The sequence below is a fragment of the Pseudomonas sp. MWU13-2105 genome (assembly GCF_023242315.1).
In the GTDB taxonomy this organism is placed as follows: Bacteria; Pseudomonadota; Gammaproteobacteria; order Pseudomonadales; family Pseudomonadaceae; genus Aquipseudomonas.
Window position 1 is genome coordinate 90,532 of the sequence record NZ_JALLIY010000003.1, and the last position, 13,354, is coordinate 103,885.

The following is a 13,354-nucleotide window of genomic DNA, read 5'->3' on the forward strand; positions in this document are numbered from 1 at the left end:
GAACGCCCCTGATGAGCCTGCGTTACCCAATCCGCGTCGCCCTGGTCGACGATCACTCCCTGGTCCGGGATGGCATCAAGGCCTTGCTGGCGATCATGCCCGCCCTGGAAGTGGTGGGCGAAGCCGAGAGTGGCACCGAAGCGCTGGAGATGGTGAGTCGCTGCCAGCCGGACCTGCTGCTGGTGGATATCGGCTTGAAGGACATGAACGGACTTGAGCTGACCCGGGTGTTGAGCAAGACCTATCCGCTGCTGAAGATCCTGATCCTCAGCATGTATGACAACACCGAGTATGTGAGTGAGTCGGTGCGTTCCGGCGCCAGCGGCTATGTGCTGAAGAATTCGCCTTCAAGGGAAATCATTGCGGCCATTGAAGCCATCGCCAGCGGCGGGACTTTTTACAGTGCCGCAATCGCGCAGCGGCTGATCGCCGACAAGAACCCCGATAATGAGCTGACGCCGCGCGAGAGCCAGGTGCTGCGCAAGATGGTCGAGGGCATGAACAACAAGGAGATGGCCCGTGAGCTGGATATCAGCGTGCGCACGGTGGAGACCCATCGCTTGAGCATCCGTCGCAAGCTGAATATCGACAAGCCCGCGGCGTTGGTCAAATACGCCATTGACCATGGGATTATTTCGCACTGAGATGGCTCTAGATCGCGTCGCAATGGAACAAGGCAGGTGCGATAGTATGTGGCCATGACGACGGAGAATGGTTATGCCCTATGAGTTGGATAATCGCCTGGTGATTGGCGTGGCATCGAGCGCTGTTTTCGACCTCAGTGCTTCGGATGCGGTGTTCAAGAGTCATGGGGAAGAAGAGTATCGGAAATTCCAGGAGCAGAAGCTGGCCGAGCCGTTGCCCAAGGGCATCGCCTTTCCTTTTATCAAGCGCCTGCTCTCTCTGAATGATTTGAGCGCCGATCCGGAAGATCCCCTGGTGGAAGTGGTGCTGCTGTCCAAGAACGATCCGGACACGGGACTGCGTGTCATGCGAACCATTGATCACTATGGGCTCGGGATGACGCGGGCGATCTTCATGCAGGGCAAGTCGCCTTACGAATACATCCCTGCGTTGAATATTGCGCTGTTTCTCTCGGCCGACAAGACGGACGTGGATGCGGCCATCAAGGCCGGGTATCCGGCGGGGCAGGTCATGGACTCAAAGGCCGATGATGACGAGGCCGACGATACCCTCAGGATCGCCTTCGACTTTGATGGCGTCCTGGCGGGGGATGAGTCCGAGTCGGTAATGCAGACGTCCGGGCTGGAGGGATTTCACGCCCATGAAGTCAAGAATGTCGCGCAGCCCCACAACCCCGGGCCGCTCAAGGAGTTCTTTGTTCGTATCGCGAAGATCCAGTCGGAAGAAGAGAAATACAAGGCGCAGAACGCCGAGTACAAGAATCGCTTGAGGGTATCCATTGTTACCGCCCGCAGTGCGCCGTCCCACGAACGGGCGCTCAATACGCTCAAGAGCTGGGGCGTGATGGCCAACGACGCTTTTTTTCTTGGCGGTATCGAGAAAGGTCGAGTGCTGGCGGTGTTGAAACCGCATATTTTCTTCGACGACCAGTCGGGACATCTGAAAGCGGCCAGTGCGGTGGTGCCTTCCGTGCATATTCCATTCGGTGTGACTAATCAACCGAAGACTCAATGACCGGCGGCTCTTCACGGGGCAGGAGCAGCGTGAAGCGCGCCCCGCCTTCCGGGCGGGTGACAGCCTGTATGCTTCCTCCATGGGCCTGGGCAATGGCTTTGCAGATGGCCAGGCCAAGACCGACACCTGGAGTCGAATTTTCCTTCTTGCCTCGTACGAATTTGCTGAAGATGGTTTCCTCGTGACCGCGCGGCAAGCCTGGGCCTTCATCGGCCACCCACAACTCGATATTGTCAGGCGTAGCCCTTGCCCCCAAGTGGATGGGCGTTTGCGGGGGCGTGTATTTGACGGCGTTTTCGATCAGGTTGATGAGCAGGCGTTCAATCAGTGCGGCGTCGATACGAACCGTGGGCATATCGTCCTCCAGCGTAACCTGCACTGGGTGGTTTCCGATAATCGGCTGCAGGGCTTTCAGCGCGCTGCCGACCACGTCCTTGATCGGCTGCCACTGACGGTTCAGCACCAGCTTGCCGGATTCCAGATGGGCCATGTCCAGCAGGTTGTTGACCAGCGTATTCATGTGCTGCGCGGATTCTCCGACTGCGCCAGCGATCTGCGCGGCATCACCTGAGAGGGGCGGGGTGCTCTGTTTCAGCGCTGCGGCGAGTCCGACCAATACCGACAAGGGCGTTCGCAGGTCATGTGAGATGGCCGCGAGCAGTGAGTTGCGCAACCGCTCGGATTCCATCTGAACCGTGGTGTCCTGGGCCACATTGACGTAGTGAATCCTTTCCAGGGAGATTGCCAGCAGTGAGCCACAGGTGTCGAGCAGGCGCCGCTGTTCCGGGACCACCAGGCGGCTGGTGTCGCGCGGTTGCACCGCCAATACCCCACGCACCCGCATGGGGGCCGACAGGGGCAGATAGAGCGTGGAACTCGAAGGCAGCGTATCGGTGCCATAGCCGGCAGGCTCGGTTTTGTCGAAAGACCACTGGGCGATGGCAATGTCGACCTGTGGGGGATCGCCGATGATCATCGGGGCTTGCAGTTTATTGTCGTCGTCAGCGACCAGCAGGGCTGATCGTGCGCCGAACTCATCGGCCAGAAAACGTGCGCCAATCTCCGCGACCTGTTCGGTCATCAGGGCCGCGGACAACAGGCGTGACATCTCGTACAACGCCCGCATGCGATCTTCGCGGCGTTGCGCAACCCGTGCCTGGTAGGTCAGGCCGGCGGTCATCTGTCCGATCACCAGCGCCACAACCAGCATGACGCTGAAGGTCACCAGGTACTGGACATCGGCAATGGCGAACGAATAACGCGGTGACACAAAGAAGAAGTCGAAGGCCGCCACCGACAAAAAGGCCGCCAGGACCGCCGGGCCGCGACCAAAACGCACCGCCGCGGCAACGACGGCCAGCAGGAAGATCATGACGATATTGGCCTGCTCGAGTATCTCGGCCAGGGGCATGGCCGCGAGCGTCGTCAAGATGCAGAGTGCCACGCTCCAGAGATAGGGTTGCAGCGCCAGCGGGCCGTGGCTCGCCTTGAACGGGGTTTCGGTTTGCGCGCGCTGGCCGGCGGGAAGCGAGACCTGGATCACATCCAGGTCCGCGCCCAGTGCGCCAATTCGATCGGCAATCGCCCAGCGCCAGAATCGGCGCCGCAGGCGCTCATCACGCCCGAGCACGATTTTGGATAGATTGTGCTGCCGTGCATACTTGACCAATACCTCGGCAATATCCTGGCCGGCCAGGGTCGAGATTTGCGCCCCCATGTTCTGCGCCAGCTTCAGTGTTGCCAGGACACGGCGGCGCTTGGCCTCGGGCAGGCGTTGCAAGGCCGGGGTCTCGACATACACGGCGTGCCACGGCACGTTGAGTTGGGCGGCCAGGCGCGCGGTCGAGCGCACGGTCTTTTCCGCATGCTCGTGGGGACCGATACAGGCGAGCAACGACTCGCGCGTGCCCCAGACCGGTTTTACCGCAGTGTTCAGGCGGTACTGCAACATCTCGCTGTCGACCCGATCGGCGGTGCGCCGCAGCGCCAGCTCGCGCAGGGCGATCAGGTTGCCCTTGCGGAAGAAGTTCTGCACCGCGCGCTCGGCCTGCTGGACCAGATAGACTTTGCCTTCCTTGAGACGTTGCAACAGGTCATCGGGTGGCAAGTCGACAATGACCACCTCGTCGGCCGTGTCGAACACATGGTCGGGCACGGTCTCCCAGACCTTGATCCCGGTGATGCCGCCGACGATGTCATTCAGGCTCTCAAGATGCTGGACGTTCATGGTCGACCAGACATCGATCCCGGCGCCGAGTAGTTCTTCCACGTCCTGCCAGCGCTTCGGGTGGCGCGAACCGACGACGTTCGAGTGTGCCAGTTCGTCCATCAGGATCAGGCCCGGTCGGCGCGCCAGCGCGGCGTCCAGGTCGAACTCGGTCAGGGTACGATGCTTGTCGACGACCTGTTTGAGCGGCAGCTGTTCAAGCCCCGAAGTCAATGCCTGGGTTTCAGCGCGGCCATGGGTTTCGACCACGCCGATCAGCACATCGACATTTTGCAGCCTGGCGGTCTGGGCGGCGGCCAGCATTGCGTAGGTCTTGCCGACACCGGCGCTGGCGCCGAAAAAAATCTTCAAGCGGCCGCGTTTGGCTTGCGCTTCTTCTTCGCGGAGCTGGGCCAGTAGCTGGTCCGGATCAGGACGTTGTTCGGCCATCAAGCCCACCCTGTGTCAGTGGGCACTCAATGCGTGGCGTCGAGTGCCAGGTTCAGTGCCAGCACGTTGACCCGTGGCTCGCCGAGGAACCCGAACAGCATGGTTTCCGAGTGCCCGGCGATCAGCTCGCGGACCCGATCGACGGGCAGGTTGCGTACCCGCGCAACGCGTCCGGCTTGATACAGGGCGGCGGCGATACTGATATGCGGATCAAGACCACTGGCCGAACTGTAGACCAGGTCGGCGGGTACCGTGGCTTTGTTTCCCGGATCGGCGGTGTGCAAGGCGTCGATCCGGCTCTTGATGGCATCGGCCAGGGCCGGGTTCAGCGGACCCAGGTTAGAACCGCCCGAAGACAGTGGGTTATAGGCCATGGGACTGGTGGCGGACGGCCGGCTCCAGAAGTACTTGGGGTCACTGAAGCCTTGGCCGATCAGCAGCGAGCCCACCGCTTTACCGTCCCTTTCGAGCAGGCTGCCCGCCGCCTGATAGGGGAACACCAATCGGGCGATCCCGGTGGTGAGCAACGGATAGGCGAGGCCGGTGATCAGTGAGAGTGCGATCAGCAGGGTCAATGCGGGACGCAACAGAGATAGCATGACAGTACCCCTCAGGTCAGGCCGACAGCAGACAAGGCCATGTCGATCACCTTGATGCCGATAAATGGAACGATCACTCCGCCCAGTCCATAGACCAACAGGTTGCGGCGCAGCAGCGAGGCCGCGCCGACCGGGCGGTATTTCACCCCTTTGAGTGCCAGGGGAATCAGGAAAATGATGATCAGCGCATTGAAAATCACCGCCGACAGCACCGCCGAGTTGGGACTGGTGAGGCCCATGATATTGAGGGCCGAGAGCTGCGGGTAAGTGGAGACAAAGGCGGCCGGTACGATGGCGAAGTACTTGGCGATGTCGTTGGCAATCGAGAAGGTGGTCAACGAACCACGGGTCATCAGCATCTGTTTGCCGGTTTCGACCACCTCGATCAGCTTGGTCGGGTTGCTGTCCAGGTCGACCATGTTGCCGGCTTCCTTGGCCGCCTGGGTGCCCGAGTTCATCGCCACGGCTACATCGGCCTGGGCCAGTGCCGGGGCATCGTTGGTGCCGTCGCCGGTCATGGCTACCAGCCGACCTTCGGCCTGGTAGCTACGGATCAGTTGCAGCTTCTGTTCGGGGGTCGCTTCCGCCAGAAAGTCATCGACCCCGGCCTCGGCGGCGATGGCGGCGGCGGTGACCCGATTGTCGCCGGTCACCATCACCGTCTTGATGCCCATGCGCCGCAGCTCGATGAAGCGCTCCTTGATCCCGCCCTTGACGATGTCCTTGAGTTCGATCACCCCAAGCACCTTGGCCCCGTCGGCGACCACCAGCGGTGTGCTGCCCCGGCGCGCAACTTCCTCGATGCTGGTTTGCACCGCGGCTGGAAAGCTGCCGCCCAAGCTCTGGACGTGTTTGAGGATAGCCTCGCCGGCGCCTTTGCGCAGTTGCCGGGGGCCCAGGTCGACACCGCTCATGCGAGTCTGCGCGGAAAAGTGCACGAAGTGCGCATCGAGCGCCGCGATGTCCCGTTCCCGCAGGTTGAATTTTTGCTTGGCCAGCACCACGATGCTGCGCCCCTCGGGGGTTTCGTCGGCCAGGGACGCCAGTTGCGCCACATCGGCCAGCTCCGCCTCCTTGATATCCGGCGCCGGCAAAAAGGCCGAGGCATGGCGGTTGCCCAGGGTGATGGTGCCGGTCTTGTCGAGCAGCAGCACGTCGACATCCCCGGCGGCCTCCACGGCCCGGCCCGAGGTGGCGATGACATTGGCTTCCATCATGCGGCTCATGCCGGCCACCCCGACGGCCGATAGCAGGCCGGCGATGGTGGTGGGAATCAGGCACACCAGTAGTGAGATCAGCACGGTGAGCGAGACCGGTATACCGGATTTCGCCACAGCCACGCCGAACAACGAGAAAGGCAGTAGGGTCACCGTGACGCCGAGGAACACGATGGTCAGCGCCACCAGGAGAATCGACAGGGCGATTTCATTCGGGGTCTTTTGCCGCTTGGCGTTCTCGACCATCGCGATCATGCGGTCGACGAAGGTCTCGCCGGGATTGGCCGTGACCCGTACGACGATCCAGTCCGAGAGGACCCGGGTCCCGCCGGTCACCGCCGAGAAGTCGCCGCCACTTTCGCGGATCACCGGGGCCGACTCACCGGTGATGGCCGACTCGTCCACCGAAGCGGCGCCTTCGATCACATCGCCGTCGGCGGGGATGAGCGAGTTGGCCAGGTCGCCGGCTTCAACCACGACAATATCACCTTTGCACAGGTCGCTGGATTTGGCCAGTTGCCACTCGGCGCCGTAGCGGGGCTCGCGCAGTTTCTTGGCCCAGGTTTCCTTTTTCAGGTCGCGCAATGAGGCGGCCTGGGCCTTGCTGCGGCCTTCGGCCAGGGCCTCGGCGAAATTGGCGAACAGCACGGTGAACCACAGCCACAAGGCAATCGCCAGGATGAATCCGGTACTGGCCTCGCCCTTACCACTGAGGGCCTGGACCCACAAACCGGTGGTGATGATGGCGCCGATATAGACGACGAACATCACCGGGTTGCGCCACTGGACCCGTGGGCTGAGCTTGCGCATGGCGTCGACGACGGCGGGTCGTAGCAGGGTCGGGTCGAACAGGGAGAACGCTTGACGTGTCATGTGCCTGATCTCACTTGAACAGCATGAGGTGTTCGACTACCGGGCCCAGCGCCAGCGCCGGCACGTAGTTCAGCAAGCCGACCAGCAACACCGTGCCGATCAGCAGGACGACGAAGAGCATGCCGTGGGTAGGCATTGTGCCGCCGGTCACCGCCAGGCGTTTCTTGCCGGCCAGGCTGCCCGCGACCGCCAGTACCGGGACGATGACGCCGAAACGGCCAAACCAGCAGACGATGGCCAGCAACGTGTTGTAGAAGGGGGTATTGGCCGACAGGCCGGCGAAGGCGCTGCCGTTGTTGTTGGCCACCGAGGTCAGGGCATAGAGGATTTCCGAGAAACCATGAACACCGGGGTTGGCGATTCCCAGTCGGCCCGCGTCGGTCATGACGGCGATTGCGGTACCGAGCAGCACCAGCAGCGGTGTGACCAGAATGGCGATGGCGACCATCTTCATCTCGTAGGCTTCGATCTTCTTGCCCAGATACTCGGGTGTACGGCCGATCATCAGGCCGGCAATAAACACTGCGAGAATGGCGAATACCAGCATGCCGTACAGACCCGAGCCGGTCCCGCCGAATACCACCTCGCCCAGTTGCATCAACACCAGCGGCACCGCGCCGCCCAGGGGCGTGAACGAGTCGTGCATCGCATTCACCGCGCCGCACGAGGCCGCCGTGGTCACCGCGGCGAACAGGCTTGAGGCGCTGATGCCGAAGCGCAGCTCCTTGCCTTCCATATTGCCTGCGGCATTATCGATACCCAGCGATGAAAACTGCGGATTGCCGAGTTGCTCGTAGTGGGTGACGGCGATCACCGCGATCACGAAGAGGATGCTCATGGTTGCCAGCAGGGCCCAGCCTTGGCGCATGTCGCCGACCACGTGACCGAAGACGAAACACAGGGCGGTGGGGATCAGGAAGATGGCAATCAACTGAAAGAAATTGGTGACGGCGGAGGGGTTCTCATAGGGGTGCGCCGAGTTGGCGTTGAAGAAGCCGCCACCATTGGTGCCGAGCATCTTGATCGCCTCCTGGGAGGCCACCGGCCCCATGGGGATGGTCTGTTTATCGGTGCTGCTGGCTACGGTCAGCGGATTGCCCTTGGCATCGACGCTCGGCTGGCCCGCGGCGTCGAGCACCGGGGCCTGGTATTGCATGACCTCCAGCGTGGTGACGTCCTTGTACGGATCAAGGTTCTGGATCGCCCCCTGGCTCACATAGAACAGCGCGAAAATCAGCGACAATGGTAGCAGGACCCACAGGGTGATCCGGGTGAGGTCGGCCCAGGCATTGCCGATACTGTCGACACTGTGCCGTGCAAACCCACGGACCAGGGCAATCGCCACGACGATCCCGGTGGCGGCGGACATGAAATTCTGCACGGTCAAGGCGAGCATCTGGGTCAGGTAACTCATCGCCGACTCGCCGCTATAGGCTTGCCAGTTGGTATTGGTGACGAAACTGGCGGCGGTATTGAACGACGAGTCCGGGGTGATGGCGGCGAACCCTTGCGGGTTGAACGGCAGCACGCCTTGCAGCCGCTGCAAGGCATAAACCGCCAACAGCCCCAGGCTATTGAACAGGATCAGGGCCAGGGCGTACTGCAGCCAGCTCATCTGCGTATCAGGCTGGACGCCGGCCAGCCGATACAGCGGTGACTCGAGGCGCGAACCGAAGGTGAAGCGGCCCTCCATCACGGTGGTCAGCCAGCGCCCCAGCGGCCAGGCGAGAATAACCAGGAGCAAAAGAAAGGCCCCGAGCAGGCCCCAGGCTTGAGTAGTCACAGGAAGTCCTCCGGAAACAGCAGCGCGGCGACCAGGTAAACCAGCAGGCCGGCTGCTATCAGGCCACCCAATAGATAGAAGGCGGTCATGACCGTCTCCTTTTCAGCGCCGCGCAGCCATACGCCATGCCCACCAGGCTGATGAAGAACAGTGCAGCGAGTACCAAAAAGATCAGGTCCATGGCATTCCCTCCAGTGATGGAGGGAGCATAGACGGACATTTCGATGTGGGCTCGCTGACCACGGCATTGGGGGCTGCCGGTTCACCAGGCCCGGCATGCCCGGGGACTTCTGGCGCCGGCGGGCATTATTGTAGGGGGCTATGTCTTGCAGTTCGGCAAGTCCGTATCCAGGGTGAAGGCGCGGATGACAGTGTCAGATCCAACCTGGTTTATTTGAAACTTCAAACCACAGGTTGAGAGCTGCCGATTGAGCAGCGCAGCCTTGGATCAGCTTGGCGATTTGCCAGAAACATAATCGAAAGTTAGCTTTCCTAGCGGAATAACGATGGTTATGAAAATCAGACTGATTTGCCAGTACACAAGCGTCAGGCCTTTATCGATTTTAGAATTCAAGTCTGAAATGGACCTCTTCAGTTCGTTGTCCACATCCTTGATTTCAGATCGAATGTCGGCGCTTCTTCTGTCTATTGCAGCTTCCAGTGCTTGAGTACGGGTTTCAATTTTCACACCGACATCTTTTATTTTGTTGTGAAGCTCGTTGCCTTGCTTTTCCATTGCAAGCCGGAACTCGTGCCCTTGTTGTTCTATTGCAGACTGGAGCTTGTGACCCTGTTGTTCCATTGCAGACTGGAACTCATGTCTCTGTTGCTCCATTGCAAACCGGAGTGCGTGCCCTTGTTTTTCCATCGCAATTCGAAATTCGCTGCCTTGCTCCTTGATCTCGGCACGAAGCTCATCCCCTTAATTGACAATCACTTGGCTGAGCGTGTCTATCCGTTCGCCTTGGGCTTTGACTGTATCTCCAAGCTCTTTGATCGAGCCGCGCAGTTCTCGGCCCAGGTCCACGGCTTTTTGGATCAGCTGTTTCTCCGTTCGTATCAGAGCGGATTTTGATGCGAGGTTTTGCACTTAGGCCTCCCATACCTCTGCGACGGCTTTGGTTTTTCCGGTGGTGTGCTATCACGACCGCTTGGGGCGGTGCTGTCGACGACAGCGAGCCCGGCCAAATAATTGATCCAGACACTCTGGGTGAAATAGTCGGCCGCTTCCTGGGTGGGCGTGGGAAATGCTCTAGCTTATTGCGTGCAGATAGACGTGCGCGACGGGGAGCCACGCAAAGAGCCGGGGAGGCGGTTTTCTTCAGCCAAAACGCGGAATACGAAAACCGCCTATTCGCTTGAAAAGGCGGCCCGGTGGCTCCGACCGGATCCGCTCTAAACGCTCATCCGTGGATGGGAAACCATCAAGGATCGACCTGGCCCATCAATTCGGCCACCGACTCCGGCCGTTTTGCATAACGCTGCGCCAGCACCGCACAGACCATCAGTTGAATCTGGTGGAACAGCATCAGCGGCAGGATCAGCACGCCGATGGTGCTGCCGGCGAACAGTACCTGGGCCATCGGCACGCCGGTGGCCAGGCTTTTCTTCGAACCGCAGAAGAGGATGGTGATGCGGTCTTCCTGGTCGAAGCCAAAGGCCTTGCCCAGCACGGTGGATGCCAGCAGCACCAAAGCGAGTATCACACCGCAGACCAGCACCAGGCCGGCCAGGTCCCGGAGCGGGATCTGATGCCAGATGCCTTCGTTTACCGCTTCGCTGAAAGCGCTGTAGACCACCAGCAGGATCGAGCCTTGGTCGACGAACTTCAACCAGGTTTTGTTACGTCCCACCCAGGCGCCGATCCAGCGCCGGGCGATCTGCCCGGCAATGAATGGCAGCAGCAATTGCACGCTGATTTTCAGGATGGCATCCAGGGTCGAGCCGCCACTGCCATGCACATTCAGCAGCAAGGTCACCAGCAACGGTGTGAGGAAGATACCGAACAGGCTCGACGCCGCCGCACTGCAAATCGCCGCCGGCACATTGCCTCGTGCCAGGGACGTAAAGGCAATTGCCGACTGCACCGTGGCCGGCAGGGCGCAGAGGTAGAGCATGCCCATATACAGCTTGTCGCCGATCAGTGGCGACAGCAGCGGCTTGAGCGCGACGCCGATCAGGGGGAACAGGACAAAGGTCAGGCCGAACACCAGAAGATGCAGGCGCCAGTGGCCGGCGCCGGCGATGATCGATTCGCGCGACAGCTTGGCGCCATGCAGGAAGAACAGCAGGGCAATAGCGATATTGGTCAGCCAGCTGAAACCGACGGCGACCTGGCCGCTGGCAGGCAGGAAGCTGGCGAGAAGCACCACGCTGACCAGGGTCAGGGTGAAGTTGTCGGGCAAGAAGCGAGGGCGGGTCATCAGGCACGTCATCCACGGGCAAAAACAGTAGATGGACTTTAGCCTGTCTGCCGATTGCCGACTAACGCCAATAAGTCCATGAATGTCGCCTAACGGACATAACGTAGCGCCCAGCCGTATTCATGGCCACGCTCCGGGAAAAAAGCCGGAAGGCCCGCATGGCCCCTGACTCCGGGGCGATGCAGGCGAGTTTCAGAGGACCGTCGTCAGTTTTGTTCGAGCGCTGCATTCCAATCCAGCATGTTTTCTCCCATGGCTCAGATACGGCCGGCAGTGACGCCGCCATCGACGGGCAATACGGTGCCGGTAATCCACGACGCCTGTTCCGAAGCCATGAACAGGATGGCCTCGGCCACATCGCCAGGCTGACCGTTGCGACCCAGCGGGTGGAAGGCGTTGAAGGTCGGCAACACGGCCTTGACTTGTTCGCTGTCCATGAAGGTGTTGTACACCGGCGTTTCGACCACGGCGGGGGCGACGGTGTTGATGCGGATATTCGACGACGCCAGCTCGATGGCCAGGTTGCGGGTCAGGGCATGGACGCCGGCATTGGCTGCCGAGTAGGCCGCCGACGGCGTCGCGCCAATGGCTTGCAGGGCCCACAGGGAACCGGTCTGCACGATGGCGCCGCCGCCGCGTTGCTGCATGGCTTTGGCGGCCGCCTGGGCCATGAAGAATTTGCCCTTGAGGATGATATCGACGAAGCCGTCATATTCCTGCTCGTCCAGCTCGAGGAAAGGTTTGGGGTTAAACACACCCGCGTTGTTGATCAGAATATCGACGCCGCCGAACTCGGCGCTGGCCAGCTCGACCAGGGCCTGGGCCGTGGCGGGCTTGGCGATATCGGCCGCGAGGAAACGCACTTGCTTGCCGGTGGGGTCGATCTGCGCGGCGGCTTTTTCCAGTTTCGCCGCGTCACGGCCGCTGATCACCACGCTGGCGCCTTCGGCCACCAGGCGTTGCGCCACTTCCTTGCCGATGCCTGAACCGCCGCCGGTGACGATGGCGACCTTGGAAGAAAATCTTTTCATGTTTTTGCCCTGTGCTGGGTGGATGAAATAACCTGAACCGTTCTACGCTTGGGTCTTCATTGCTGTAGTGCTTCGGCTTGGGTGCTATTCTTCGCCTTGCCGGCAGGGCTCACAAATCAGAAGTTTTTTCCATTCATTAAAGAAAATCTTTAGCAGATGGCCACGCCAACCTATCTCAACGCGCTTCGCGCATTCGAAGCGGCTGCCCGGCACCAGAGCTTTTCGGCCGCGGCCGCGGAGCTTCATGTCACTTCCGCGGCCGTAGGGCAGCAGGTGCGCACGCTGGAAGCGTGGCTGGGGGTTGCGCTGTTCAATCGTGCTTCGAGTGGTTCGGCGCGGCTGGTGCTGACCGATGTCGCACGCAAGGCGCTGCCGGATATTCGTGAGGGTTTTGAGCGCCTGAGCATTGGGCTGGCGCGCTTGAAGGAGGGGTCGCTCAGCACCGGGCTGACCGTAACGGTGAGCCCGGCGTTCGCCGCCAAGTGGCTGTTGCCGCGGATCGAGCGTTTCCAACTGGCCTATCCGCAGACCGATGTGCTGTTGGACACCAATCTCAGGCCCGTGGACTTCATTGCCGAAGGCATGGACATCGGCGTGCGTTATGGCGCGGGACGTTGGCCGGGATTGACCGCGATCAAATTGATGGACGAGGAAATGTACCCGGTGTGCGCGCCCAGCTATCCATTGCTCAAGGCCGGGCGATTATCGGGCAAGCGCCTGGCCGAGGCGACACTGATCCATGATTTGTCGATGGCCGGCGATCCGGCCTACCCGACGTGGCGGACCTGGCTCGATGTTTCGGGATACGGCGATATCCAGGCGGAACACGGGCTGCGCATCAACAACTCGGCGGCCGTGCTGCAAGCGGCCATCGATGGCCAGGGCCTGGCCCTGGGGCGCAGCGTGATGTTGCGCGAAGACCTGGCGGCGGGGCGGTTGATCCGCCCCTTTGGCGAAGCCAGTCATCCATTGGTGTTTGCCTACTACATTGTCTATCGACCCGAGATGGAGGGGTTGGCAAAGATCCAGGCGTTTCGCGACTGGCTACTTGAACAGGCGTCCCCCAGCGTTGGAGGTTGAGTTCCTCGCTTTCCTTAAAGAAAATATTACCCG

General features: G+C 60.9%; 12 protein-coding genes. 3 read left to right on the forward strand and 9 right to left on the reverse strand.

Features of this window, described 5'->3' with window-relative positions:
• Positions 1 to 11: 11 nt before the first annotated feature.
• The gene (locus M5B96_RS05190) at positions 12 to 644 is read left to right on the forward strand and encodes a response regulator (protein ID WP_248795539.1); all 633 of its coding nucleotides are present in this window, start codon (positions 12 to 14) and stop codon (positions 642 to 644) included.
• A 73-nt stretch (positions 645 to 717) separates the two neighbouring features.
• Positions 718 to 1,659, forward strand: coding sequence for a 5'-nucleotidase (locus M5B96_RS05195; RefSeq protein WP_248795540.1), 942 nt, complete (start codon positions 718 to 720; stop codon positions 1,657 to 1,659).
• Here the strand turns inward: M5B96_RS05195 and kdpD are convergent.
• From kdpD to M5B96_RS05240, 9 genes are all read right to left on the reverse strand, one after another.
• On the reverse strand, positions 1,637 to 4,315 hold the full coding sequence (gene kdpD / locus M5B96_RS05200) for a two-component system sensor histidine kinase KdpD (protein ID WP_248795542.1): 2,679 nt from the start codon (positions 4,313 to 4,315) through the stop codon (positions 1,637 to 1,639). The genes M5B96_RS05195 and kdpD overlap by 23 nt on opposite strands.
• Before the next feature lie 26 nt (positions 4,316 to 4,341).
• Complete coding sequence (kdpC, locus tag M5B96_RS05205; protein ID WP_248795543.1) at positions 4,342 to 4,914, reverse strand: potassium-transporting ATPase subunit KdpC; 573 nt, start codon at positions 4,912 to 4,914, stop codon at positions 4,342 to 4,344.
• 11 nt (positions 4,915 to 4,925) lie between these two features.
• On the reverse strand, positions 4,926 to 7,004 hold the full coding sequence (gene kdpB, locus M5B96_RS05210; RefSeq protein WP_248795544.1) for a potassium-transporting ATPase subunit KdpB: 2,079 nt from the start codon (positions 7,002 to 7,004) through the stop codon (positions 4,926 to 4,928).
• Between the two features lie 10 nt (positions 7,005 to 7,014).
• Positions 7,015 to 8,787 carry a potassium-transporting ATPase subunit KdpA gene (kdpA, locus tag M5B96_RS05215; protein WP_248795545.1) on the reverse strand — a complete coding sequence of 591 codons (1,773 nt, stop codon included), beginning with the start codon at positions 8,785 to 8,787 and terminating at the stop codon, positions 7,015 to 7,017.
• Positions 8,784 to 8,876, reverse strand: a complete 93-nt coding sequence (kdpF, locus tag M5B96_RS05220) for a K(+)-transporting ATPase subunit F (RefSeq protein ID WP_248795546.1) — start codon at positions 8,874 to 8,876, stop codon at positions 8,784 to 8,786. Before kdpF ends, kdpA begins: the two co-directional genes overlap by 4 nt.
• A gap of 359 nt (positions 8,877 to 9,235) precedes the next feature.
• Complete coding sequence (locus tag M5B96_RS05225) at positions 9,236 to 9,655, reverse strand: hypothetical protein (protein WP_248795547.1); 420 nt, start codon at positions 9,653 to 9,655, stop codon at positions 9,236 to 9,238.
• 54 nt (positions 9,656 to 9,709) lie between these two features.
• Complete coding sequence (locus M5B96_RS05230) at positions 9,710 to 9,877, reverse strand: hypothetical protein (RefSeq protein ID WP_248795548.1); 168 nt, start codon at positions 9,875 to 9,877, stop codon at positions 9,710 to 9,712.
• Between the two features lie 334 nt (positions 9,878 to 10,211).
• A complete protein-coding gene (locus tag M5B96_RS05235; protein WP_248795549.1) occupies positions 10,212 to 11,210 on the reverse strand; it encodes a bile acid:sodium symporter family protein in 999 nt (332 codons plus the stop codon).
• A 257-nt stretch (positions 11,211 to 11,467) separates the two neighbouring features.
• Complete coding sequence (locus M5B96_RS05240; protein ID WP_248795551.1) at positions 11,468 to 12,241, reverse strand: SDR family NAD(P)-dependent oxidoreductase; 774 nt, start codon at positions 12,239 to 12,241, stop codon at positions 11,468 to 11,470.
• A 156-nt stretch (positions 12,242 to 12,397) separates the two neighbouring features.
• Between M5B96_RS05240 and gcvA the strand changes: the two genes are divergently transcribed.
• Entirely contained in the window at positions 12,398 to 13,321 is a 924-nt protein-coding gene (gcvA, locus tag M5B96_RS05245; RefSeq protein WP_248795552.1) for a transcriptional regulator GcvA, read from the forward strand.
• Positions 13,322 to 13,354: the final 33 nt, after the last annotated feature.